Source organism: Sphingobium cupriresistens (assembly GCF_004152865.1).
GTDB lineage: Bacteria > Pseudomonadota > Alphaproteobacteria > Sphingomonadales > Sphingomonadaceae > Sphingobium > Sphingobium cupriresistens.
In genome coordinates this window covers 151,077-175,873 of sequence record NZ_SEOO01000004.1, presented here as the reverse complement: position 1 = coordinate 175,873, position 24,797 = coordinate 151,077, and the positions used below count along the sequence as shown (strand labels likewise).

The window sequence follows — 24,797 nt, the reverse complement described above, 5'->3', positions numbered from 1 at the left end:
AAATGGCGCTGCCAGCGCCCACTCCGTGTCCGTCATATCCGATGGATATCGCAAACCTTCCCGACTATGCTCTCGCCGGGCAATACCAGTCCATGCCACCATTCACTCCATCTTGTCGCAAAGACGGCTGAATCACAACATGCTGGTATTGCTCAACAACTTTCGGATCGGGCTCTTAGAAGCGGAAGCGCCGAGCTTTTCGGCGCGGGCATATTCGATAAATCGGTCGAATGTCGCTAAATCTTGTCGATATTGATGAAGAAATCGTTAACGAGGCACATAGACTAATTCAGTTTAATGATTGATTTAATGATAGAAATTTCTCTACGCGCATTCTGCGATGCGGGCTGTCGGTCGAGCGGACAAATAAGTGAGGCCAATCGGAATACACTGAACTTCGCGATGGCTTTCGCTCAGACAATCAGAATATTTGCCTGGCATAATTAGGAACAGTCGGCCATCAACCGCCGGGGGATGGACCAGCGCTTTGCTGCGCCGCATTTTCGGTGTTTACATTGTCGGCCCCTGACTGACCCGTTTCGAAAAAACCAAAGCCCAGTGCAACGGCCAATATAATGACGATCAGCAGCAGGCTGATTGTGAGGATATTGCGGGTGGCCCGCGTGCGCGATCCACCGCGTGCTTCGGTCGTCGTCACATGGGTGACGCTTTCCTCTTTGCTTCCAGTCTCATACATGGCCTTCTCCTTTTGAAACATAACCCGCGCCCTAATTGGCAGGTTCCCTTCCAAACGGAATCCGATCGGCGTCTTACCGCACACGCACCGCCCTACTGCTGCCCCGCACTATTAGCCCCCCCTTCGATCACGACATCTTCATGCCTGGCGGGGTCTTCGCGCAATATGCGTATCAGGCGCAGCACTTCATCAACCATGCGCTGGGCGTGTTGGGCATAGGTGGCCAGGGAACAGGCAGGCTATGCCGCCATCGGCACATCGTCATAGCCAACGATCGAGATTTGCCAACCGACATCCCATCCGCACTCATGTCGCGCGACATTGATGGCGGCGATCGCCATGCAGTCATTGGCGCAGAAGATCGCGTCGGGCCGATCCTTGCCAGCCAGCAACCGTCGGGTCGCCGCGGTGGCGGCCTCGATCCGATAGTCGCCCGCCGCGCGAACCGGCGCCGTCACGCCCTGTTCGGCAAGATAGGCAAAAAAAGCCTGTTCACGCTGCATGTTGGTGGATGAGCCGTCTGCGCCGGCGATGTGCCCGGCAACTTCCGTCATTGATGGGGCGGACCCCTCGCCGCTAACTCGCTTCGATCATAAAGAGCAAGTCGCGCCGGCTCCGGATACGCTGACGAGCAACTATATCCGCGCCATCATCACGAGAGTCTTGCGGCAATTTTCAGGGCCATTACACGGCTTAGGCTGCCGCATATTGATACAGATCAGCTTTGGGTCGGGTGAGTATGCAATCCCGGCCGATCCTGTAAAACAATCGCTTGGCGGATGGCTGAGACCCCTTTACGCGAAACGGCCATGGCAATTGGAAAAACAGCTTTCGCGGCAAGCCCGCTGTCGCGCGCATCGATCTGGGCAGCATTGGGACTGGCCGTTGGTCTCGCCTTTTTCCTCGTCAGCGGTGCGATCGCCTATCGCAACATCCAGAGCCTTCGCCAAAGCGACGAGGCGATCCGCCATACCCACAGCGTGCTTGTCTCGCTCGACGATCTACTTTCAACGACGCAGGATGCGGAAACCGGACAGCGTGGCTATCTGTTGACCGGCGCCCAGGCCTATTTGGAACCCTATGACAGCGCGGTGAAGAATCTGACCGCGCGGATGCAGGCTGTCGCCACGCTGACCCGCGACAATCCGACGCAGCAGGCGAATGTCGCTGCGCTGAAGCGGCATGTCGACGCCAAACTAGCGGAATTGCGTGAAACCGTCCATCTGCGCCGGACCCAGGGGGTCGCGGCGGCGCTGGCTGTGGTGGCGACCGATCGCGGCAAAGTGGCAATGGATGCGATCCGGGCGCAATTGAACGGCATGGCGCAGGAAGAGTTGCGGCTGCGCCAGATTCGCATGGACGACATGGCGACCGCGTCGCGCACGGCCATCACCACCAGCATCTTAACCAGCCTGATCGGCGCGGGACTGACTCTCGTCATCTTCATCCTCATGCGCATCAGCAACCGCGCCCGCGCGCGCCAGCAATGGTTGCAGGCTGGCCAATTAGGCCTGGCCAAGGCGATGGGCGGTGAGAAATCGGTTGAGGAATTGGGCGAGGCGATCCTTGTCTTCCTGGCCCGCTATCTCGGCTTTCAGGGCGGCGCGCTGTTCAAAGGCGAAGGAGGGCGTTTTCAGCGCGTGGCTACGCTTGGCGTGCCGACCGACGCGGATATGCCGTCCGGCTTTTTGGTCAAGGACGGGCTGCTGGGGCAGGTTGCTGCGGAAGGCGCCCCGCTTGTGCTACAGGATGTTCCCGACGGCTATCTGACCATCGGATCGGCGCTGGGCAGGGACCGACCACGCCATCTTGTCATCATCCCGGCCAAGGCGGACGAGGTCGTCAACGCCGTGCTGGAACTGGGCTTTTTCCAGCCGGTCAGCCCGGCTGTCCTCGAACTCCTCGACCATGCGTCACCGGCGATCGGCATCGCCCTGCGCTCTGCCCGCTTTCGCGCCCGGCTGCAGGATGCGCTGGAGGAAACCCAGCGCCAGTCGGGCGAGTTGCAGGCGCAAAGTGAGGAATTGCGCGTTTCCAACGAGGAACTCGAAGAACAGGGGCGAGCGCTCAAGGAATCGCAGGTCCGGCTGGAACAGCAGCAGGTCGAGCTTGAGCAGACCAACAGCCAGTTGGAGGAACAGGCCCAGACGCTGGAGAACCAGCGCGACGAACTGGAACGCGCGACCGGCACATTGCAGTTGAAGGCGCGCGAGCTGGAGCAGGCGAGTCAGTATAAGTCCGATTTCCTGGCCAATATGTCGCATGAATTGCGCACGCCGCTCAACTCGCTGTTGATCCTGTCCAAGTTGTTGGGCGACAATCCCGATGGCAATCTGTCGCACGATCAGGTCAAATTCGCCCGCACGATCGAAGCGTCGGGCAATGATCTCCTTACGCTCATCAATGACATTCTCGACCTGTCGAAGATCGAGGCGGGGCATATTCAGGTCCAGCCCGAAACCGTGCCATTGCAGCGGCTGGTCGGCGATTTGCGCCAGCTGTTCCAGCCTGTCGCCGAAACGCGTAATCTGGCTTTCGAAATAGAGGTAGCGGCCGATTGCCCGCGCGCGATCGAAACCGACCGGATGCGTATCGAGCAGATCCTCAAGAACCTTTTGTCCAACGCCTTCAAATTCACCGAGCAGGGCCGCGTGCGCCTGACCCTGTCCCCGGTAGAGGGGAATCGGATCGCGCTTGCCGTCACCGACACCGGCATCGGCATGTCGAAAGAACAACAGGGGCATATTTTCGAGGCGTTTCATCAGGCCGACAGCACGATCAGTCGGCGTTATGGCGGCACTGGCCTTGGCCTCTCCATCTCGCGGCAGCTCGCCCGTCTGCTTGGCGGCAGCATCAGCCTGGACAGCAAGCCTGGCGAAGGCAGCAGCTTCACCCTCATCGTGCCGCTTATTTACGATCCGGCCACGGTTGCGTCCCGTCCCCCCGCCGCGCCGCCCGCCCGCGTCGAACCCGCGCCGGTTGCGCCTGCGGCATCCGCGCCCGCCAGAAGCGCGCCGAACCAGCCCAAATGGATCGTGGAGGACGACCGCGCTTCGATCGCCGAAGGGCGCCGCCTGCTCCTGATCATCGAGGATGACGAGGTGTTCGCATCGATCGTATGCGAATTGTCGCGCGACCTGGGCTTCCAGTGCATCATTGCCGGCACCGCGGAGGAGGCTGTGAAGCTGGCGCGGGAATATAAGCCGAGCGCCGTCGTGCTGGATCTCGGCCTGCCCGACCAGTCCGGGCTGACCGTGCTCGACCGGCTCAAGCATGATGATGCGACGCGCCATATTCCCATCCATGTCGTGTCTGCGTCCGACCATAGCCAGGCCGCGCTGTCACTCGGTGCGGTCGGGTATCTGGTGAAGCCGGTGAAGCGCGAACAACTGGCGCAAGTGCTGGAAAATCTGCACGCCAAGCTGGCGACGCGGGTCCGCCGCGTCCTTATTGTCGAGGATGATCCGGTCCAGCGTGACGCCGTTGCGCGGCTGCTGTTGACCGACGACGTGGAAACGGTCGGCGTGGGCACCGCGGCGGAATGTCTGGAACAGCTGCGCCAGCACACGTTCGACTGCATGGTGCTGGACCTGAGCCTGCCGGATACGTCGGGATTTGCTCTGCTGGAGACGCTGAGCGAGGAGGGGGATCATGGCTTCCCGCCGGTCATCGTCTATACCGGCCACGACCTGTCGCCCGACGACGAGCAGCGCCTGCGCCGCTATTCCAACTCGATTATCATCAAGGGTGCCAAGTCGCCCGAAAGGCTGCTGGACGAGGTGTCGCTGTTCCTGCACCAGATCGTATCGGAACTGCCGCCCGAACAGCGCAAGATGATCCAGAAGGCCCGCAATCGCGATGCCGCGTTGGAAGGGCGCCGAATCCTCATCGTCGAGGATGACGTGCGCAACGTCTATTCGCTGACCAGCGTGCTGGAACCGCGCGGCGCGGCGGTCCAGATTGCGCGCAACGGGCAGGAGGCGATCGATGCGCTGGCGGCGTCTGTGGACGATCCTGTAAAGGGCATCGATCTGGTCCTCATGGACGTGATGATGCCGGTGATGGATGGACTGACCGCCACCCGCGTATTGCGCAGCGATCCCCGTTGGGCGGCGCTGCCGATCCTGATGCTGACCGCCAAGGCGATGCCCGACGATCAGCAGCGCTGCCTGGAGGCGGGCGCTAACGACTATATGGCCAAGCCTATCGACGTTGATAAACTGCTCTCGCTGGTGCGCGTATGGATGCCGCGATAATGCAGGGCCAGATGCAGGCCGGCGTCGAGGATATCGAAATCCAGCTGCTGCTGGAGGCGCTGTACCAACGCTATCATTATGACTTTCGCCATTATGCGCGCGCGTCGATCAAGCGCCGCCTGGTTCAGGCGCGCGGGCAATTGGGCTTCGCCAGCTTTTCCGCCATGCAGGATCATCTGCTGCACGATCCCGCGACGTTGCCGCGCCTGCTCAACTATCTGACTGTGCAGGTCAGCGAGATGTTTCGCGATCCCAGTTATTTCCGCGCCTTGCGGGAAAAGGTGATCCCGCATTTGCGGACCTATCCCTCGCTCAAGGTGTGGGTAGCGGGGTGCAGCAATGGCGAAGAACTTTATTCGCTGTCCATCCTGTTCCGCGAAGAGGGGCTGGACCAGCGCACGCTCTTCTATGCGACCGACATCAATCCCGACGCGCTCCAGGCTGCGGAAGCAGGCGTCTATCCGCTAGACCAGATTCGCAAATTCACCGAAAATCATCAGCAGTCGGGCGCCCGCTCGTCGCTGTCGGATTATTATACCGCGGATTATGGTCGCGCGGTGTTCGACAAGGGCCTGCGGTCGCAGGTCGTCTTTTCCGATCATAGTCTGGTGACCGACGCGGTCTTTGCCGAAATGCATCTCATTTCGTGCCGCAACGTCCTCATCTATTTCGATCGCGATTTGCAGGACCGGGCGCTCGGACTGTTTCGCGACTCGCTCACGCGAAAGGGCTTTCTGGGCTTGGGGTCGAAGGAGAGCCTGCGCTTTTCCAGCCACGCGCCGTCTTTCGCGGATTTCGTGCGGGAAGAAAAAATCTACCAGAGACGGGAGCCATGAACGCGCAGCCGATCCAGGCGATCGCGATCGGCGCGTCGGCTGGCGCCGTTCAGGCGTTGCTGCGGATCTTGCCCGCGCTGCCCGCCGATTTTCCGCTGCCGGTGCTGATCGTCGTCCATGTGCCGCCTGATCGGAGCAATGCACTGGTCGCTCTGTTCCAGTCCAAATGCCCGCTTCCGGTCCGGGAAGCGGAGGACAAGGAACCGATCGCGGCGGGAACGATCTATTTTGCGCCTTCGGACTATCATCTGCTGGTGGAGGCCGACCGCTCGCTTGCCTTGTCCTGGGACGAGCCGGTGAACCACAGCCGCCCGGCGATCGACGTGCTGCTGCAAAGCGCGGCGGACGCCTATGGCCCCGCGCTTGCTGGAATCGTCCTCACCGGCGCCAATCATGACGGCGCGGCAGGCCTGGCGGCCGTGGCCGATGCCGGCGGCTTCGCCATCGCGCAGGAACCGGCCGAAGCACAGGTGGCGACCATGCCGGCGGCGGCGCTCGCGGCCTGCCCGTCGGCAAGCGCCATGACCCTGGATGACATCATTTTCTATCTTCTGACACTGGCGACGACATGACGAGCGACACGCACCCCCTTTATTGCCTGCTGGTCGACGACCTTGAGGAAAATCTGCTGGCGCTTGAAGCACTTTTGCAGCGCGACGGACTGATATGCCTAAAGGCCCGGTCAGGGGAGGAAGCGTTGGAACTGCTGCTGGTCCACGAGGTCGCCCTCGCCTTGCTCGACGTTCAGATGCCCGGCATGGACGGATTCGAACTGGCCGAATATATGCGGGGCAACGACCGTACCCGCCATGTGCCGATCATCTTCGTGACCGCGGGCAGCGCCGATCTCCAGCGCCGTTTCCGCGGCTATGGGGCAGGGGCGGTTGACTTCATCCAGAAGCCGATCGAAGCCGATATCTTGCGGTCGAAGGCCGCGATCTTCTTCGACCTGTACGATCAGCGTCGGCAGATCATCGCGCAGCGTGACGAACTGGCGTCGCTCGCTGCGGCATTGCAGGTGGCCGATCGGCGCAAGAATGAATTTCTGGCGATACTGGGACATGAATTGCGCAACCCGATCGCCGCGCTGGGTGCGGGCCTGCACCTGTTGGAAAAGCGCGAAGGCACGGACGCCGCGCGCGACGTTCGGAGGCGGATGGGCCGGCATGTCCATCATCTGTCCCGCCTGATCGAAGATATCCTCGACATCGCCCGCATCGACCAGGGCAAGATTTCGCTCAAGACGCAGCATATCCTGCTACAGAACGCCCTCGCCTTCGCCGTGGAAACCTGCCAGCCGACGATCGAGGCGGCGCAACACCGGCTGGTCATCGACATCGCCGACGATCCGATCTGGATCGACGCCGATTATGCCCGCATCGTCCAGATCGCCAGCAACCTGCTTAACAATGCCGCCAAATATACGCCGCCTGGTGGTGAAGTGCGCCTGACCGTGCGCGTCGTGGATGGCTGGGCGGAGATAGAGGTGGCCGATACCGGCATCGGCATCGCGCCGGACATGCAGGCCCGGATTTTCGACCTGTTCGCGCAGGTGAATCGCCCGGCGGGCGATGCGCAGGATGGCCTTGGCATCGGGCTGGCGCTGGTCCGGCAACTGGTGGCGCTGCACGGCGGCGCGCTGTCGCTCAAGCACAGCATCCCCGGCGAGGGCAGCATCTTCCAAGTACGGCTGCCGACGGTTGAGGCGCTGGTGGCCTGAACCATGGACTGAACCATGGACTGAATCCGGCGCACGGCCGCCGTGGCTGTCGCGGGCAGACGATGCTAGGGAGGCACCATGCTCACCCTGCGCCAGATCGAAATATTCCGCGCCATCATGATCGCCAAGACGGTTAGCGCCGCCGCGCAGATGCTCGGCACGTCGCAGCCGGGCCTCAGCCGTATGCTTGGCCATATGGAGGACAAGCTGCATTTCCGGCTGTTCGACCGGACGCGCGGCCGATTGGTGCCGACCCATGAAGCGCGGATGCTGTTTCAGGAAATCGAGCATGTCTATAAGGGCTTCGAAGACCTCAACCATGTCATCAAGCGGCTGGCCAAGGGCGAGGACCGGACCTTTCGCGTCGGCGCGTCGCCCTCGCTCGGCCATTCCGTGGTGCCCAAGATGCTGGCCCGGCTGACCGCCAACTATCCCGGCCTCACCATTCAGTTCGACATATTGTCGGTCGAGCAGGCGTCGGATTATCTGGCGTTGCAGCGGGGCGACTATGCACTGAGCGTCTTCCCGATCGACCACCCCAACATCCTGTCGAGCCGGATCGGCGCGGGGCGGATGGTGTGCGCGGTGCCCACCAGCCACCGACTAGCCGACCGCACGCGGATCAGCGTCGCCGACATCGCCGGCGAACAGCTGCAATCCTTCCGCCCGGACACGCCGCACGGCCGCATTATCGCCGACATGTTCGCGCGGGCGGGGCAGGCGCTGGACGTGGAGACTTATATCCGCTTCGCCGAAACAGCGGTGGCCTTCGTCGCCAACGGCATGGGCGTGGCCTTGGTGGACAGCTTCACCGCGATGCAGGCTCATGCCGAAACGGTGCGCTTCCTGGAGTTTGACGATCCTGGAACGCTGCCGGTCTATATCAACCGCAATCTGGAATCGCCGCGCGCGATCATCGGCGAGACGTTCGAAGAGATCGCCCGCACCATATTGTTGAGCGTTCCCCGCCCAAAGCCATAACATAATAGCATGGACGACCGTGTTTGAGGCTCTGGAAAGCAAGGGTCAATCGCAACATGGTGGCCAGACCCGCAGAATAGAACCAGATACGGCACCGGGTTGGTTCGAGCTATGGGGCATGGTTCGCCCCGCGAGAGGATGAAAGGCGTTTCTTCGATGGCCAGCTATTCCGCCAGCGGCACCGTATCTGTCCGGCCCTATGTGACCGTGGACAATCCCGCCACGCCCATATCGGCATTGGCGTCGGACAGCGTCTGGACTGCGCGTCAGATACTGGTCGTTGCGACCTGCTTCATCCTCAATATGCTGGACGGCATGGACGTACTGATCCTGTCCTATATCGCGCCGGCCCTGTCGAGCGATTGGCAGGTCAGCCCCGAAAGCCTGGGCGTCGTCTTCAGCGCTGGCCTAGCCGGCATGGCCGCGGGCGGCCTGCTCATCGCGCCGCTGGCGGATCGCTTTGGCCGCCGCAAGCTGATCCTCGCCTCGCTGGTCATGATGGCCGCCGCGATGTTCGCGTCCGGCATTGCCACCTCGATCGGCGAACTGATCGCCAGCCGCTTCATCGTCGGCATCGGCATCGGCACGGTGCTGGCCAGCATGGCGGCGCTGACCGCCGAATATGCGCCGACGAAGCATCGCACCTTCGCGGTCGGCTTCCTCCAGGCGGGCTATCCCGTCGGGGCGACGCTCACCGGCTTTGTCGTCGCCAGCCATTTGTCGGAACATGGCTGGCAGGCGATGCTGCTCGCCGCCGCCGCCCTGTGCGCCATCGCCATCCCGATCGTCTGGCTGGTGCTGCCCGAATCGATCGCCTTCCTGCTCAGCCGCCAGCCCAAGGGGGCGTTGCAAAAGGCCAACCGGCTGCTCGCCTCGATCGGCCAGCCGCAACTCGATGCGCTGCCGCCGCAGGATGTCAGCGAAACCCGCCACGCCGGCGTGCGTGGCCTGCTGACCGAAGGGCGCGCGCGCAGCACCATCCTGTTGTGGCTGGCGATCACCTTCAGCTTCATGACGCTCTATTTCGTCATCAGCTGGATTCCCAAGCTGGCGGTCGAGGCTGGCCTGCCCGCGAAGGACGCCATCTATGCCGGCGCGATCTACAATATCGGCGCTTTCATCGGCACATCCTCGATCGGCCTGGTCGCCATGCATTTCGACCTGCGCCGCCTGATCCTGGTCTATATGGCGCTGGCGGCCGTGGCGCTAACGGTCTTCGGGTCGGTCGCCATGCCGCTGGCCGCGACGCTCGGCACCGCCTTCCTGATCGGTGTGTTCGTGCAGGGCGGCTTCAACGGCTGCTATCCGCTCGCCGCCAGCCTCTATCCGCCCGAAGCGCGCGGCACTGGTATCGGTTGGGCCATGGGCGTCGGCCGGATTGGGGCGGTGATCGGCCCGATGCTGGGCGGCGTCCTGCTCGCCGCCAAAGTCTCGCTGCCGGTCATCTTCGGCATCTTTGCGGTGCCGGTGGTGCTGGCGGGGATTTGCGCCTCGCTGATCCGCCTGCCCAAAGCCGCCTGAACCGCTTCATCCAAGGATCATCGCCATGTCCTTCGCTTCCCCCGCCGATGCGGGCTCATCCCGCGCGTCCATCCTCTGTGGCCTGATCGGCAGAGGCATCGCTGGATCGCGCAGCCCGGAGATGCATGAAGGCGAAGCCCGCGCGCTGGGCCTGCCGATGGTGTATCGCATCCTCGACGGGGAAGTGATGGGCTATGACGCGGACGGCCTGCCGGGCCTGCTCGACATGCTGGTCGGCATGGGTTTTGACGGGATCAACGTGACCCATCCCTTCAAGCAGGCGGTGATGCCGTTGGTCGACAGCCTGTCCGACGCGGCGAGCGCCTTGGGTGCGGTCAACACCATCCTGTTCCGCGATGGCAAGCGCCATGGCGACAATACGGACTGGTCTGGCTATCGCGCGCATTTTCTGGCGGGCCTTGGCGATCGGCCGCGGGCCCATGTCGCGCTGATCGGCGCGGGCGGCGCGGCGGCGGCGATCGGCTACGCCCACCTCGACCTCGGCGCGCAGAGCATGACGATCATGGACCCCGCGCCGGAACGGGCGAGCGCGCTTGCCGATCGGCTGGGCACGCTGTTCACGCAAGCCCAGGTGAAGGCGGCGCTGTCGGCTGCGGACGCCGTTCGCGGCGCAGATGGCATCGTCCAATGTTCGCCGATCGGGATGCTCAGCCATCCGGGCCTGCCGTTCGACCCCGCCTTGCTGACGCCCGATCAATGGGTGTCGGACATCATCTATTTCCCGCTGGAAACCCAATTGCTCCAGGCGGCTGCGGCCAAAGGCTGCGCGACGCTGAATGGCGGCGGCATGGCTGTGATGCAGGCCGCCCACGCCTTTTCGCTGTTCACTGGCGTTGAACCTGATGCCGCGCGGATGCTGCGTGCCTTCGACAGCTTCAGCGATCGAAAGGCCGCCGCATGATCGCCGACAGTCCGCCCGCCATCGTCATCGCCGCGCCGGTTGTCGCCGCGCGGCAATTGCAGGGGCCGTCCGCCGGTCCTCAGACTCCGGCGCCGTCGCCGCCGGCCGACAAACCCGGCTGGCGCGCGCGGTTGAAGGACAAGGGCGTCGAGCTGACCTTCTCCTACGTGTCCGAAAGCGCCGCGTCCATCACGGGCGGGCGCGACGGCGGCGCGGCCTACACCCAGCAATTGCTCGCCTCCGCCGCGATTGACACCGGCAAGGCGTTCGGCCTGGATGGCGGCAAGATCATCGCGACGATCATCCACCGCAAGGGGGAGGATCTGACCGCGACGCGCCTTGGCAACCTGTTCGAGGTGCAGGAATTATTCGGTGGCGGGCAGGATTTACGCCCGGCTGAACTCAGCTATGAGCAGAAGCTCAATGGCGGCAAGACCGCGCTCAAATTCGGCCTCTATCATACGGGTGACGATTTCGCGACCTTGCCCAGCGGCTGCCAGTTCCAGAATTTCGCCTTCTGCCCGCGCCCGACCACGCTCTTCTATAACAGCGGCTTTTCGGGCTTCCCGATCCCCCGCTGGGGCCTGCGCGTGCGACAAGAGATCGCACCCAACCTGACCGTGACGGTCGCGGCGTTCGAGGTGAACGCGTTCCGCGCCCAGACCGGAGCAGGCTGGAAGCTGGCACCGCGTTTCGACAGTTTCGTACTGCCGGTCGAACTGGGCTGGAAGACGGGGCAGGCGGTCAGCGGCCTGCCCGGCCTGGTCCGCATCGGCGCGCTGGTGGACACGACCGACCGCGCCGACGTGCGCGACGATGTGAATGGCGATTCCTACGTCCTGTCCGGCCTCGCCCCGGCCATGCGGCAGGAACGGTGGAGCGCCTGGGCCATGGCCGAAAAAATGGTGGTCCGCTTCGGGGCGGGGGATCGCGGCCTCAGCCTGTTCGGCACGGCCACCCTGTCGGATCGCCACACGGCGCGAGTGCCCATTTTCGTCAGCGGCGGCTTCGTCGCGCGCGGTTTGTGGGACAGCCGGCCCAAGGATAATTTCGGGCTGGGGCTTGTCTATGCCAGGGTCAATCCTCGGATCACCGACCGGCAACACGACCAGGTCGCACTGGGCCAGAATGTCGCGGTGCAGACCCATGAGGTTAGCGGCGAGATTTTCTATGGGTGGCAGGCGACCCGGCAATTGCTGCTGCGTCCCAACCTCCAATATATTCACCGCGTCGGCGCAACGAACCTTTATCCGGACGCGCTGGTGGCGGGCGCGACCATCAAGTTCATCTTCTGACGGATCAAGCCTGATCTCCCTTTGCTCCGACGCACGGAAAGAGGGGCTGATTTACAGCGTTGCCGTCGGCGTCGCTTCTGGCCTGAATCGGTTCTGCGCCGCCAGCCGCACTCCGGCATTGGGCGCGCCATAACCGGCATAACCATTGGCGCGCTGGACGAATTCGAAGAAGAACAATTTGTCGAACGCGCGGCTATAAAGCTGCCAGAAGCCCGCGCCGTCGCTATCCTCGTCATAGAGGATGCCAAGGTCGGCCATGCGGGCGATCATCGCATCGTCCAGATCGAAGCGGGCGGCCAGATCGGCATGATAGTTGACGGGTATATCCAGCATCGCCGCGCCTTCGTCGCGCAGCGCCTGCGCCGTCGCGAAGATATCATCGGTGATCAATGCGACATGCTGATAGCCGCCGCCAATGCCATGGTCCAGAAAGCGGGCGGACAATGTCTCACGCGCGTCCGTCGCATTGATCGTGACCCGGAACGCGCCGTCCGCCGATTGCAGCGCCTGGCTGTGGACGAGGCCCGAAGGGTCGATCACATCTTGCGCCGCCCGCGCTTCCAGCCCGAACAGGGCGCGCCAGTAGAGCTGCCACGACAGAAATTCGTCATTATGGACGACGGCAGCGAGGTGATCGATGCTGCGGGCGTCAGCACCGACCACCCCCGCATCGCCATCCGTCGCGTGAAATTCGCGCGCCCACAATCCCTCGACCTCGTCCGCGTCGATCAAATAGACTAGGCTGCCGCCCACCCCGCGCAGCGCCGGCATGGCGAGGCGACCGGGCCGGCCTTCGGGGCTATAGGCCTTGATGCCCAGCGCCGCGGCGCGAGCCAGCACCGCCGCCTTGTCCTTCACCCGCACGCCTATCGCGCAGATCGCCGTGCCCTGCGCCGCGCGATAGGCGCTGGCGAAACCCTTGGGCTCCGCATTGATGACCAGATTGACGCCGCCCTGCCGCCAGCGTGTCACCTTCTTGTGGCGATGCTCGCCGACCAGCGTGAAGCCCAGCGTCGCGAAATTGCTGCCCAGGCGCGCGGCATCGCGACCATCTGCGGTGAATTCGACGAATTCGGCGCTCAGCACGGGTTGTGGCGCTGGCATATCGGTGGGTTGATCGATCAGTCGCTTCGCCGCGTCACGCACATAGTCGAGCGACCGGCAGCCATCTTCGGCGACCAGCCGCGCGGCATTGGAGCGGAACCGGTCGTTGAAGATTTCCAGGCTCAATGGCCCGTCATATCCGGTGCGCAATATTTCCGCCACGAAGCCTTCGACATCCAGCCCGCCCTGACCCGGCAGGTTACGGAAATGGCGGCTCCAGTAGAGCAGGTCCATGTCCAGCAACGGCGCGTCGGCCAATTGGACGAAGGCGATCTTGTCGCCAGTTATGGCGCGGATGCTATCGTTTGGAATATTGCGCGACAAGGAATGGAAGCTGTCGAGGATGATGCCCACATGGGGATGGTCGACCGCCTCCACGATGGCCCAGGCGTCGCGATGGTCGTTGACATGCCGGCCCCAGGCGAGCGCTTCATAGCCCAGGATGATGCCCCTTTGCTGCGCGATATCGCCCAGTTCGCGGAAATCATCGACGATGCGCTCCCGCTCGCCCAGCGCCGCGGGGTGGCAACTGGAGCAGATAAGGATGCGATCGGCGCCCAGTTCATCCATCAGGTCGAACTTGGCCTTCGCCCGGTCGAAGGCGCGGCGGCGCAGGTCGCCCGGCATCCCCTCGAAATCGCGAAACGGCTGGTAGAGCATACAGGCCAGGCCCAGATCGTCCAGCATCGCGCGGACCTCATACGGGGCGAGGGCGGAGCCGATCAGGTCATTCTCGAAAATCTCGACCCCGGCGAAACCGGCGACGGCCGCCGCCTTCAGCTTTTCCTCCAATGTGCCGCGTAGCGACACGGTGGCGATGGCGTTCTGGGGCAGGGTGGGGGACATGGCGGCTCCTTATCAAGCCGTCATAGTCGTGGCCTCGGTCGACATCGGCAATCGGGCCGAAATGACCGGGGCATAGCTTATGGTTATAGCAGAGGATCACTGGAGAGCGTCTTGATGTCAGCGCTGACGCGGGCGATGTCGGGTGGCGCAGCCATGACGATGGCGGACGTAGAGAGCAGCCCGGCCAGCATGAACGAACGTACGATAAAGAGGGCAACATAATCAACTCTTTGACGCAGGGCTGCGCGATGAGTCGGATCATGCCGATCAGGCCGACGATGTCGGCAGTAACAGGCTGGGATATCTGGTAATATCGTGGCGCCAGACGGCGGGTTGATCGAAGCCCCGGGCGTGGTCCAAAGGGAGATGATCGCGGCCGAAGCGACCATCCCCCCGCGCAGTTTACTTCATCGTCGGAATTACGAAGCTCTGGTCCACAACTGCGCCGCCGGTCGGCCAGCGCTGGGTGATCTTCTTGTTGCGGGTGTAGAATCGCACGCCGTCCTCGCCATATTGGTCGAGATCGCCAAAGCCTGAACGCTTCCAGCCGCCAAAGCTGTGATAGGCGACCGGCACCGGGATAGGCACGTTGATACCGACCATGCCGACTTCGACCTGCGCCGCGAATTTGCGGGCATAATCGCCGTTGCGGGTAAAGATGGCGACGCCGTTCCCATATTGATGCTTGCTCGGATAGCTCAGCGCTTCCTCGAACGTCTCGGCGCGCAGGATCTGGAGCACCGGGCCGAAAATCTCGTCCTGATAGCTCTTCATCTGCGGCGTGACCCGGTCGATCAGCGTGGGCGCGAGGTAAAAACCGTCCTCATAACCCTGGAGCTGGAAGCCGCGGCCATCCACCACGATTTCCGCGCCTTCATCGGCCGCCATCTGGATGTAGCTCTCCACCCGCGCCTTATGCTGGCCAGTGACAAGCGGGCCATATTGCGCGTCGGGATCGCTGGGGATGCCAGGGCGCAGCGTCTCGATCGCAGCAATCAGCTTGGTGCGGAAGATTTCAGCCGTCGCTTCGCCCACCGGGGTCACGACCGGCAGCGCCATGCAGCGCTCGCCCGCCGAACCATAGGCCGCGCCAACGATGTCGGCGACCGCCTGGTCCATGTCCGCATCGGGCAGGATGATGCCATGGTTTTTCGCGCCACCCATGCACTGGGCGCGCTTGCCGTTGGCGGCGGCGCGCTGATAGACATAATTGGCGATGTCAGACGACCCGACGAAGCTGACCGCCTTTATGTCGGGGTGGTCGAGGATGGCGTCGACGATTTCCTTGTCGCCATGGACGACGTTCAGGATGCCCGCGGGCAGGCCCGCCTCCAGAGCCAGTTCAGCCAGTCGGACCGGCACCGACGGATCGCGCTCGGATGGCTTGAGGATGAACGCATTGCCGCAGGCGATCGCCATCGCGCTCATCCACAGCGGAATCATGGCAGGAAAGTTGAATGGAGTGATGCCCGCGACGATACCCAGGGGCTGACGGATCGAATAGACGTCGATGCCCGGCCCGGCGCCTTCGGTATAATCGCCCTTCAGCAGATGCGGGATGCCGCAGGCGAACTCCACCACTTCCAGCCCACGCTGAATATCGCCTCTGGCGTCGGCGATAACTTTGCCATGTTCGGATGACAGCATCCGCGCCATATCGTCCAGATTAGCCTCGATCAGCTCCTTGAAGCGAAACATTACGCGGGCGCGGCGCTGCGGATTGGTTGCAGCCCAGTCCGGTTGCGCCGACAGCGCGGAATCCATCGCCTTTTGCAGCTGCGATGGCGTAGCCAGGCCGACCTGCGCCTGCACCGCGCCGGTGGACGGGTCCAACACGTCCGAGAGGCGCGCGCCGGGGAAGGACACGCTTTCCCCGTGAATGAAATGGCTGATGGAACGCATGATTTTTGATCCTCTCCAGACGATGCAATGACAGCGCTATAGACCCACCGGCTTTGCAGATATACAAGCCCATTAACACAATGGTTGTGCAGATTTGCCTATGCTTAATTCCGACGAACTGCGCCTGTTCCTGGCGGTGATGCGCGAAGGCAATATGTTGGCCGCCGCGCGCCGTATCGGCGTGGACCATAGCACGGTCGCCCGGCGCATGACCAATATGGAGCGCACGCTGGGCGCGCGGTTGTTTGATCGATCGCCTCGCGGGGTGATGCCCACGCCCGCCGCCTTCGCGCTGGTCGGCCATGCCGAACGGATCGAGAGCGAGTTGCTGGCGGCGATCAGCAGCGTAGAGGGGCGCGACCGCGATGTCGAGGGCATAGTGCGGCTGGCGACGCCCGAAGCCTGCGCCGCGCATCTGGTGGCACCCCATGTCGCGACGTTACGCGCGCGCCACCCCCGGCTGACGCTGGAACTGGCGTCGGAAAGCCGCGCGGCGAGTCTCTCCAAGCGGGAGGCGGACATTGCGGTGATGCTCAATCCGCCGCCCAAGGGACGGCTGGTGACGCGCAAATTGGTGGATTATCGCCTCGCTCTCTACGGTTCGCGCGACTATCTGGAGCGAGAGGGAATGCCGGAAAGTCGCGCCGACCTCGCCCGACACGGCTTTGTATCCTATATCGACGATCTGGCCGGATTTCCCGAAATGATCGCGCTCGACGAATTGCTGCCCGGCGCGCAAATCCGCTTTCGCGCCAGTTCGAGCGCGGCCCAACATGCAGCGGTCGCGGCCGGCATGGGGCTGGGCATGCTCCATGTCTTCGCGTCGGCGCAGGACGATCGGCTGATCCAAATCCTGCCGGTGGAGATGGCGGCGCGGCGCAGCTACTGGCTGGTGATGCACGCCGACCTGGAGGGATTGCCGCGTGTCCGGGCGGTGGTCGATTTCCTGGACGAGGTGATGCGGACCCTGCGCGATCAGCTCTGATCGCGCGATCACCTGCAACTTTCAGCTTTTGATCGCATCCTGTTTGAAACGGGCGACATGCCCCAACACCGTTTCGGCATGTTCGGGCCGACAGATCAGCAGGTCGGGCAGATATACGTCAGCCTGGTTGTAGACGAGCGGCGCGCCGTCAATGCGCGAACAATGGAGGCCATGGGCGCGTGCGACCGCGACCGGGGCCATGCTGTCCCATTCATATTGGCCGCCGCTGTGCAGGTAGATGTCGGCCTGACCCAGGATGATCGCCATCGCCTTGGCCCCCGCCGATCCCATCGGCACCAGTTCCGCGCCGAGATGTGCGGCCACTTCGATCGCTTCGGCCGCCGGACGGGTGCGGCTGACAACCATGCGCAGCCGGTCCGGCGCGAGGGGCAAAGGGACGGGTTCGTCGGACCTCAGCACCATACCGCCATCCAGCCCCGGCAGCGCAACCGCGCCGATCACCGGCTGGCCGTCGATCGCCATCCCCACATGCACCGCCCAGTCGGCTCGCTCCTCGCCATATTCGCGGGTGCCATCGACCGGATCGACGATCCACACCCGGCTTTTGGCCAGGCGATCTTCATTATCCTTTTCCTCTTCGGACAACAGCCCGTCGTCGGGCCGCTGTTCGCGCAGGGCGTGGCAGAGGAACTGGTTGGCGGTCTGGTCCCCGGCCTTGCCCAGCGCCTTGGGGCTGAACAGGCCGGACGCCCGGACGTCGAGCAGCAGCCGTCCCGCTATCTCGGCGAGATAGGCGGCCAGCTTGGCGTCCGACATCGCACTATTGGGGGCGGTGCTCATGGGATCAGCCGCGCGACGATCGCCTCGGCCGCTTCCTCCGCAGTCATGTCCGCCGTGTCGATCCGGATCTCCGGATCTTCGGGCGCTTCATAGGGGCTGTCGATGCCGGTGAAATTCTTGAGCTGGCCCGCTCGCGCCTTCTTGTAGAGGCCCTTGACGTCGCGCGCTTCGGCATCGGCCAGCGAGGTGTCGATATGCACCTCGATGAACTCGCCCGGCTGCATCATCTGCCGCACCATGTCGCGTTCGGCCCGGAAGGGGGAGATGAAGGCGGTGATGACGATCAGGCCCGCATCGGTCATCAGCTTGGCGACCTCGCCCACGCGGCGGATATTTTCCACCCGGTCGGCGTCGGTGAAGCCCAGATCCTTGTTCAGGCCATGGCGGACATTGTCGCCGTCCAGCAGGAAGGTATGGCGGTTCATCCGCGCCAGCCGCTTTTCGACCAGATTGGCGATGGTCGATTTGCCTGCGCCTGAAAGCCCGGTGAACCAGAGCACGGCTGGCTTCTGATTCTTGAGGCCCGCATGAAAATCGCGGCTGACGTCGGTCGCCTGCCAATGGACATTCTGGGCGCGGCGCAGGCTGAAGTGCAGCATCCCCGCGGCCACCGTGGCGTTGGTGATCTTGTCGATCAGGATGAAACCGCCCAGCGTCCGGTTGTCGGCATAGGGTTCGAACACGACCTGCCGATCGGTCGACAGGTTCGCGACGCCGATGGCGTTCAACTCCAGCGTCTTGGCCGCCAGTTGCTCCATCGTGTTGACGTTGACCTGATATTTGGGCTGTTGCACTGTGGCGGTGACCGTTTGGGTGCCGATTTTGAGCCAGTAGGAGCGGCCCGGCAGCATTTCCTCGTCCGCCATCCATACGATCGTCGCTTCGAACTGGTCGGCGACCTGGGGCGGGCTGTCGGACGCCGCGATCACGTCGCCGCGCGAACAATCGACCTCGTCGGCAAAGCAGAGCGTGACCGACTGGCCGGCGACAGCTTCTTCGAGATCGCCATTGAGGGTTACGATGCGGGTGATGGTGCTGGTCTTGCCGGAGGGCAGCACGCGGATGGCGTCGCCGGGGCGCACCGATCCGGTCGCGATCTGGCCGGAAAAGCCGCGAAAATCCAGATTGGGGCGGTTGACCCACTGGACCGCCATGCGGAACGGCTTGTCAGCGTCGGCCGCGCTGTTGACATCGACCGTCTCCAGATGCTCGATCAGCGCCGGGCCTCTATACCAGGGCGTATTGGGGCTGAGGCCGGTGATATTGTCGCCCTTGAACCCGGAAATCGGCATCGGCGTGAAGGCGGTGATGCCGATCGAGCGGGCGAACGCGGCATAATCCTTGACGATGCCGTCGAACACGGCCTGATCATAGCCGACCAGGTCCATCTTGTTCACGGCCAGCACGATGTTGCGGATGCCGATCAGGTGGGCGAGGTAGCTGTGGCGGCGGGTTTGCGTGAGGATGCCCTTGCGCGCGTCGATCAGGATGACGGCCAGGTCCGCGGTCGATGCGCCGGTCACCATGTTGCGGGTATATTGTTCGTGGCCTGGCGTGTCGGCGACGATGAACTTGCGCTTTTCGGTGGCGAAGAAACGATAGGCGACGTCGATGGTGATGCCCTGTTCGCGCTCGGCGGCCAAGCCGTCGACCAGTAGGGCGAAGTCGATCTCCTGCCCCTGGGTGCCGACCTTCTTGCTGTCGGCCTGAAGCGCTTCGAGTTGATCCTCGAAGATCATCTTGCTGTCGTAGAGCAGCCGGCCGATCAGCGTCGATTTGCCGTCATCCACCGACCCGCAGGTGATGAAGCGCAGCATCGTCTTATGCTCATGGACCTTGAGATATTGATCGATATCATCGGCGATGAGGGCGTCGGTCTTGTAGATGGGGTCGGTCATATGTTCATCCCGTCATCCCAGCGAAAGCTGGGATCGCTATGATCTGGGCGAAGGCGGTGCCCGGTGGCACAAGGCTCCGGCCTTCGCCGGGGTGACGCTTCGGAATGCCGTGCATTCCGTGGCGCGTCAAAAATACCCTTCCTGCTTCTTCTTCTCCATGCCGGCGCCGCCCGCATCCTTGTCGATCGCGCGGCCCTGCCGTTCCGATGTCGTCGTCAGAAGCGTTTCCTGGATCACCTCCGGCAGCGTCTTGGCGGTGCTTTCGACCGCGCCGGTCAGCGGATAGCAGCCCAGCGTGCGGAAGCGGATCGAGCGCATGACCGGCGTTTCGCCCGGCATCAGGGGGAAACGATCGTCATCGACCATCAGCAACATGCCGTCCCGCTCCACCGTCGGGCGGATGTCCGCGAAATAGAGCGGCACGATCGGCACATTGTTCAAATGGATATATTGCCAGATATCCAGTTCGGTCCAGTTGCTGATCGGGAAGACGCGGATGCTTTCGCCCTTGTGCTTGCGGGCGTTGTAGAGGTTCCACAATTCCGGCCGCTGTTTCTTGGGGTCCCAGCCATGGGACGCGGTGCGGAAGGAGAAGATGCGCTCCTTCGCCCGGCTCTTTTCTTCGTCGCGCCGCGCGCCGCCGAACGCCGCGTCGAAGCCATGGAGGTTGAGCGCCTGCTTCAACCCTTCCGTCTTCCACATGTCGGTATGCAGCGCGCCATGGTCGAACGGGTTGATCCCCCGGTCCATCGCTTCCTGATTATGATAGACCAGCAATTCCATGCCGCTTTCCTGCGCCATCCGGTCGCGCAGCTTGTACATTTCCTGGAATTTCCAGGTCGTGTCGACATGCAGGAGCGGGAAGGGCGGCGGCGAGGGATAGAAAGCCTTGCGCGCCAGATGCAGCATCACCGCCGAGTCCTTGCCGACGGAATAAAGCATTACCGGCTTTTCGGCCTCAGCCACCACCTCCCGCAGGATATGGATGCTTTCGGCTTCGAGCCGCTCCAGATGAGTCAGGGTCTTCACGTCCGCCATGGATCCTCGCAATCTTCTTGCGAGCGACCTTGGCAGCAAGCAACTATCATTGGACCTCCCAAATGGGAGGGTATATGACCAGCTCATGCGATTGGATGATTCCGGCCTGCTGGTCAGCCTGAGCGAGGGCATGTTCCAGCAGCCGCTTTGGCACGATTTTCTCGACCGGCTGCGCAGCCGGATGCAGGTCCGCTATGTCAGCCTGGCCTTTCGTCCGATCGATGAGAAGAATATTGTCGAGCTATATGCCGGCCCTGCGGCGCCGCCACATCTGGGCCGGCTGTTCGCCGAGAAATATGTGCACGATCCGCTGGCTCATCGCAACATGCGGGAAGGGCGGGTTTATTCGCTCGCCGAACTGATCCCGCCGGACAATGCCGCGTTGCAATCCTATCGGAGCGATTTCCTGCATGGCATGGGCGTGGATGACATAAAATCCGTGCGGGTGACGGAGAGCAGCGGGGTGGATGCCTGGCTGAGCTGCGCGAGCACGCGCATATCGTCATCGGCCACGGCGTTGCTGACCGCGCTCGCCCCGCATCTGCGCACGGCATTGCGCGGCTTTGTGGCGCTGGAGCGGGAGAAGTTGCGATCGACCCTGACGTCAGAAGCCTTTGGGCGGCTGAATTTCGGCTGGCTGACGCTGGATCCCCAATGCCGCATCTTGGACATGACGCCCCATGTCGAACAGCTGTTCCAGCGCAACACTATCCTGCGGCGCGGGCGCTATGACCGGCTGACCCCGACATCGCCGGGGCTGGACCGCGAATTAACGGCGCTGGTCAAGATGTTCGCGCAGGATGCGGAGGCGCGGCCGCGCGCGATCAATCTGAGCCGCGATCCGTGGATGGACATGCTGGTCGCGCCATTTCGCGGACAGTCGGTGGCGGCGGGCGGGACGCCGGTGGCCATCGTCTATCTGAGCGGCGACCGATCGTCGCAGGCGGACCGATGCGAGCAGTTGGTCGACCTGTTCGGGCTATTGCCCAGCGAGGCGCGACTCGCCTGGGAAATGGGCCAGGGGATTCCCATCGCGCAGGCCGCGGCCAATCTCCATCTGACGGTTGAGACGGCGCGCAACTATTCAAAGAAAATCTACGCCAAAATGGGGGCGCGGGGCCAGGCCGAACTGGTGCGGATCATCCTGAGCAGCGTCTTGGCGATCGCCTGATCGCGCCGATGGGACAGCGAGTTGGACAGTATCACGCGATCGCATAAATTTATCAAATTTAACATAAGATATATTATCGTATATATTGACATGAGCGCGGCTTGACCCAACCCATATAAGTCTATGAGAAGATATACGAATATCCTTTTGAATATAGACGAATAAAATGATTCGCCTGCAAATCGCCCATAAGCGTGACGACAACCCGCCATTCTGATGGAAGCGGGATAGACCGTCGGACGGACTCGGTCGGCATATGCGGCCGGTGGCATCACCATAGCCGCCGCTCCCGCAGCAGATGTAGCAGGAAGACAGGAACGCCCAGGAACGCGGTGATGACGCCGAGCTTTAGTTCGTTATAGGTCGGGATCAGCCGCACCGCGATGTCAGCCAGCGTCAGTAGCGCCGCGCCGGCCAGCAGCGAGGGCAGCAGGATCGACGAGGGGCTGCGATCCGTCAGCGGACGCACCAGATGCGGAACGATCAACCCGACGAAGCCGATCGAGCCGGCGACCGCCACCGCGCCGCCGACGCCGATGCCGATCCCCAGCAGCAGCCGCAGCCGCGTCCGCCGCAGGGTGACGCCCAGCGCCTGCGCGCCTTCCTCCCCCAGCGTCAGGGCATCGAGAGCGCGCGCGTCGAGCAGGAGAAGCGCCGCGCCGCATCCGATACAGGGCAAGGCGATCCAGACATGTTCGATCGACCTGTTTTCGATCGATCCTAGCAGCCAGGCGGTGATCTCCATGGCGGCAAAGGGGTTTTCGGACAGGTTGAGGGCCAGGCTGATGCCGGCGCTCGCCAAGGCGGAGATCGCGATGCCGGCGAGAATGAGGCTGAGCGGGCTTTCGGCGCGTCCCGCCAGCGCAAAGAGCAGCAACAGCGCGAGAAGCCCGGCCGCGATCGCCAGCACCGGCAGGAATAGGATATGGCGCTCGGACAGCCCGAAATACAGCGCGCTGACGGCCCCCAGCGCCGCGGCGCTGGATGCCCCCAATACCGACGGTTCCGCCAGCGGGTTGCGCAGATAGCCCTGTAACGCGGCGCCGGCCAGGCCCAACATGCCGCCCACCGCCAGGCCGAGCAGGACGCGCGGCAGTCGCAGCGTGAACAGGATGGCCGTTGCGATTGGGTCGCCATGGCCGGTCGCCGCCGCCAGCAACCGCGCCGGATCGATGGCGGCCGATCCCACCCCCAGAGAGGCGACGCCCGCCAGGATCGTCACGACCAGAAGGATGAGCAATAAGGTGCGCCGCCGTGCGTCTGATGGGTAGGACATGGGAAATGGCACCTCGCATTGGATCGGTGGTCCCCGTCACGCTTGTGTACCGGGGTCGTGTGGGTCATGGGGTGGGCATGTTATGCAGACTGACGAAATGGCCATCCGCCCGGCTGACGGCGCGCCTGTTCGCATGGGTGGCGGGCGGCCTCCTGGCTGGTTCGGCGCCCGCATCGCAGACCGGCCGCAGCGCCCCGCCGCGGCGGATCGTGTCGTTGAACCTGTGCGCCGACCAATATCTGCTTGCGCTGGCCGATCGGACGCAGATTGCCGGCCTGACCCGGAATGCGAACAATGCGGCCATGTCCGCAGCGGCGGCGCAGACGCGCGGCCTGCCCATATTGAGGGGGTCGGCGGAGGAGGTGCTGGCGATCGATCCCGATCTGGTGATAGGCGCGCCGGCCCGCCGCACCGGCATGATGGCGGCGCTGTCGGGCGCGCATTATCACACCCTCGATCTCAAACCGGCTGGTAGTTATGCCGGCATCGTCACGCAAATCCGCACCGTCGCCAAGGCCATTGGCCATGTCGATCGCGGCGAGGCGCTGATCGCCCGGATGGACCGGGATCTTGCCGCCATCGCTCGGCCGCGCCCGGCCGGCATCGCCGCTTACTATCAGCGGCGCGGTTTCCTGACCGGAACGGGCACGCTGATCGACGACCTGATGACCCGCGCGGGTCTGGTCAACCTGGCCGGAAAGCTCGGCAAGCCGGTCCTGTCGCAACTCACCCTCGAAGAGTTGATGGTTGCCCAGCCGGACTATTTGCTGATCGAAAGCGGTTCCGAACGGGTGGTGGATCAGGGCACGGAGATGCTGCGGCATCCGCTGTTGAAAGACATCAAGCGGCTGCGCCTGCCCCAGGCATGGACCGTCTGTGGCGGCCCGGCCTATGTCGATGCCGCCCGCAGCCTGGTGAACCAGATCGACCATCGCCCCTAAAATTCGATGCCGGGCTGCGCCTTGACGCCCTGTTCGCGGAACGGGTGCTTCACCAGCGTCATCTCCGTCGCCAGATCCGCGGCTTCGACCAGCGCTTCGGGCGCGTTGCGGCCGGTGACGATGACATGCTTCATCTCCGGCTTGGCCTTAAGAACCGCCAGCACCTCGTCGAGGGGGAGATAATCGTAGCGCAGGACGATATTGAGTTCGTCGGCCAGCACCAGATGATAGGCCGGGTCGGCGATCATGCGCTTGACCTGATCCCAGGCTTTGCGCGCCGAAGCAATGTCTTGCGCCCGATTCTGCGTATCCCAGGTGAAGCCGTCGCCCATGGCCATGAATTCGACCTGATCTGGGAAACGATCGAACACGGCCTTCTCGCCCGTTTCCATCGCCCCCTTCACGAACTGGACCACGCCGACCTTCCTGCCATGGCCGATGGCGCGCACCACCATGCCCAGCGCCGCAGTCGTCTTGCCCTTCCCCTTGCCGGTGTGGACGATCAGCAGGCCCTTTTCGACCGTCTTGCCCGCCACGATCCGGTCGTGCGCGGCCTGCTTCTTCTTCATCTTCTGCGCATGTTGTTCGTCGGTCCGTTCGGCCATCG

At 63.3% G+C, this 24,797-nt stretch carries 20 protein-coding genes and 1 pseudogene; 11 read left to right on the top strand and 10 right to left on the bottom strand.

Annotated features, from left to right (window positions below):
• The 3 genes and pseudogenes from EWH12_RS04230 to EWH12_RS04220 all read right to left on the bottom strand — a co-directional run.
• Positions 1-102, bottom strand: a pseudogene (locus EWH12_RS04230) (IS5/IS1182 family transposase); the annotation flags it as partial.
• A gap of 358 nt (positions 103-460) precedes the next feature.
• Positions 461-697 carry a hypothetical protein gene (locus tag EWH12_RS04225; protein ID WP_129925821.1) on the bottom strand — a complete coding sequence of 79 codons (237 nt, stop codon included), beginning with the start codon at positions 695-697 and terminating at the stop codon, positions 461-463.
• A gap of 239 nt (positions 698-936) precedes the next feature.
• Positions 937-1,251 carry a substrate-binding domain-containing protein gene (locus tag EWH12_RS04220; RefSeq protein WP_129925820.1) on the bottom strand — a complete coding sequence of 105 codons (315 nt, stop codon included), beginning with the start codon at positions 1,249-1,251 and terminating at the stop codon, positions 937-939.
• A gap of 255 nt (positions 1,252-1,506) precedes the next feature.
• Here EWH12_RS04220 and EWH12_RS04215 point away from each other — a divergent pair, with 255 nt between their 5' ends.
• The 8 genes from EWH12_RS04215 (at position 1,507) to EWH12_RS04180 (ending at position 12,228) form a co-directional block, all read left to right on the top strand.
• Positions 1,507-4,953, top strand: a complete 3,447-nt coding sequence (locus EWH12_RS04215) for a response regulator (protein ID WP_129925819.1) — start codon at positions 1,507-1,509, stop codon at positions 4,951-4,953.
• A complete protein-coding gene (locus tag EWH12_RS04210) occupies positions 4,938-5,789 on the top strand; it encodes a CheR family methyltransferase (protein ID WP_422917713.1) in 852 nt (283 codons plus the stop codon). Before EWH12_RS04215 ends, EWH12_RS04210 begins: the two co-directional genes overlap by 16 nt.
• On the top strand, positions 5,786-6,361 hold the full coding sequence (locus tag EWH12_RS04205) for a chemotaxis protein CheB (RefSeq protein WP_129925818.1): 576 nt from the start codon (positions 5,786-5,788) through the stop codon (positions 6,359-6,361). Before EWH12_RS04210 ends, EWH12_RS04205 begins: the two co-directional genes overlap by 4 nt.
• On the top strand, positions 6,358-7,509 hold the full coding sequence (locus tag EWH12_RS04200; protein ID WP_129925817.1) for a hybrid sensor histidine kinase/response regulator: 1,152 nt from the start codon (positions 6,358-6,360) through the stop codon (positions 7,507-7,509). The genes EWH12_RS04205 and EWH12_RS04200 overlap by 4 nt, the downstream gene beginning before the upstream one ends.
• Before the next feature lie 78 nt (positions 7,510-7,587).
• Positions 7,588-8,490 (top strand): LysR substrate-binding domain-containing protein, encoded by a 903-nt coding sequence (locus EWH12_RS04195; protein ID WP_129925816.1) that lies wholly within the window; start codon positions 7,588-7,590, stop codon positions 8,488-8,490.
• Positions 8,491-8,646: 156 nt separating this feature from the next.
• Positions 8,647-10,011, top strand: a complete 1,365-nt coding sequence (locus EWH12_RS04190) for an MFS transporter (protein ID WP_129925815.1) — start codon at positions 8,647-8,649, stop codon at positions 10,009-10,011.
• Between the two features lie 25 nt (positions 10,012-10,036).
• A complete protein-coding gene (locus tag EWH12_RS04185; RefSeq protein ID WP_129925814.1) occupies positions 10,037-10,933 on the top strand; it encodes a shikimate dehydrogenase in 897 nt (298 codons plus the stop codon).
• The gene (locus EWH12_RS04180) at positions 10,930-12,228 is read left to right on the top strand and encodes a carbohydrate porin (protein ID WP_129925813.1); all 1,299 of its coding nucleotides are present in this window, start codon (positions 10,930-10,932) and stop codon (positions 12,226-12,228) included. The genes EWH12_RS04185 and EWH12_RS04180 overlap by 4 nt, the downstream gene beginning before the upstream one ends.
• A gap of 51 nt (positions 12,229-12,279) precedes the next feature.
• Here the strand turns inward: EWH12_RS04180 and EWH12_RS04175 are convergent, their stop codons facing one another.
• Positions 12,280-14,178 carry a bifunctional sugar phosphate isomerase/epimerase/4-hydroxyphenylpyruvate dioxygenase family protein gene (locus EWH12_RS04175; protein WP_066608227.1) on the bottom strand — a complete coding sequence of 633 codons (1,899 nt, stop codon included), beginning with the start codon at positions 14,176-14,178 and terminating at the stop codon, positions 12,280-12,282.
• A 402-nt stretch (positions 14,179-14,580) separates the two neighbouring features.
• The gene (locus tag EWH12_RS04170; RefSeq protein WP_066608217.1) at positions 14,581-16,080 is read right to left on the bottom strand and encodes a CoA-acylating methylmalonate-semialdehyde dehydrogenase; all 1,500 of its coding nucleotides are present in this window, start codon (positions 16,078-16,080) and stop codon (positions 14,581-14,583) included.
• Between the two features lie 100 nt (positions 16,081-16,180).
• Between EWH12_RS04170 and EWH12_RS04165 the strand changes: the two genes are divergently transcribed.
• Positions 16,181-17,065, top strand: a complete 885-nt coding sequence (locus EWH12_RS04165; protein WP_066608207.1) for a LysR family transcriptional regulator — start codon at positions 16,181-16,183, stop codon at positions 17,063-17,065.
• 21 nt (positions 17,066-17,086) lie between these two features.
• Here the strand turns inward: EWH12_RS04165 and EWH12_RS04160 are convergent, their stop codons facing one another.
• The 3 genes from EWH12_RS04160 to cysD all read right to left on the bottom strand — a co-directional run bounded on the left by EWH12_RS04160 (position 17,087) and on the right by cysD (position 20,802).
• A complete protein-coding gene (locus EWH12_RS04160; protein ID WP_242495949.1) occupies positions 17,087-17,866 on the bottom strand; it encodes a 3'(2'),5'-bisphosphate nucleotidase CysQ in 780 nt (259 codons plus the stop codon).
• Positions 17,863-19,764, bottom strand: a complete 1,902-nt coding sequence (gene cysN, locus EWH12_RS04155) for a sulfate adenylyltransferase subunit CysN (protein WP_129925812.1) — start codon at positions 19,762-19,764, stop codon at positions 17,863-17,865. The genes EWH12_RS04160 and cysN overlap by 4 nt, the downstream gene beginning before the upstream one ends.
• A gap of 126 nt (positions 19,765-19,890) precedes the next feature.
• Positions 19,891-20,802: a sulfate adenylyltransferase subunit CysD gene (gene cysD / locus EWH12_RS04150; protein ID WP_129925811.1), complete on the bottom strand. Its 912-nt coding sequence runs from the start codon at positions 20,800-20,802 to the stop codon at positions 19,891-19,893.
• Between the two features lie 85 nt (positions 20,803-20,887).
• Here cysD and EWH12_RS04145 point away from each other — a divergent pair, with 85 nt between their 5' ends.
• On the top strand, positions 20,888-21,973 hold the full coding sequence (locus EWH12_RS04145; protein WP_129925810.1) for a helix-turn-helix transcriptional regulator: 1,086 nt from the start codon (positions 20,888-20,890) through the stop codon (positions 21,971-21,973).
• Positions 21,974-22,244: 271 nt separating this feature from the next.
• On the opposite strand, the gene EWH12_RS04140 is transcribed toward EWH12_RS04145, so the two are convergent.
• Positions 22,245-23,249: a FecCD family ABC transporter permease gene (locus EWH12_RS04140; RefSeq protein ID WP_066608189.1), complete on the bottom strand. Its 1,005-nt coding sequence runs from the start codon at positions 23,247-23,249 to the stop codon at positions 22,245-22,247.
• A 77-nt stretch (positions 23,250-23,326) separates the two neighbouring features.
• Between EWH12_RS04140 and EWH12_RS04135 the strand changes: the two genes are divergently transcribed.
• Positions 23,327-24,190, top strand: a complete 864-nt coding sequence (locus tag EWH12_RS04135; protein WP_129925809.1) for an ABC transporter substrate-binding protein — start codon at positions 23,327-23,329, stop codon at positions 24,188-24,190.
• Here EWH12_RS04135 and cobO read toward each other — a convergent pair.
• On the bottom strand, positions 24,187-24,795 hold the full coding sequence (gene cobO / locus EWH12_RS04130) for a cob(I)yrinic acid a,c-diamide adenosyltransferase (protein WP_066608184.1): 609 nt from the start codon (positions 24,793-24,795) through the stop codon (positions 24,187-24,189). The genes EWH12_RS04135 and cobO overlap by 4 nt on opposite strands.
• Between the last annotated feature and the right edge of the window lie 2 nt (positions 24,796-24,797).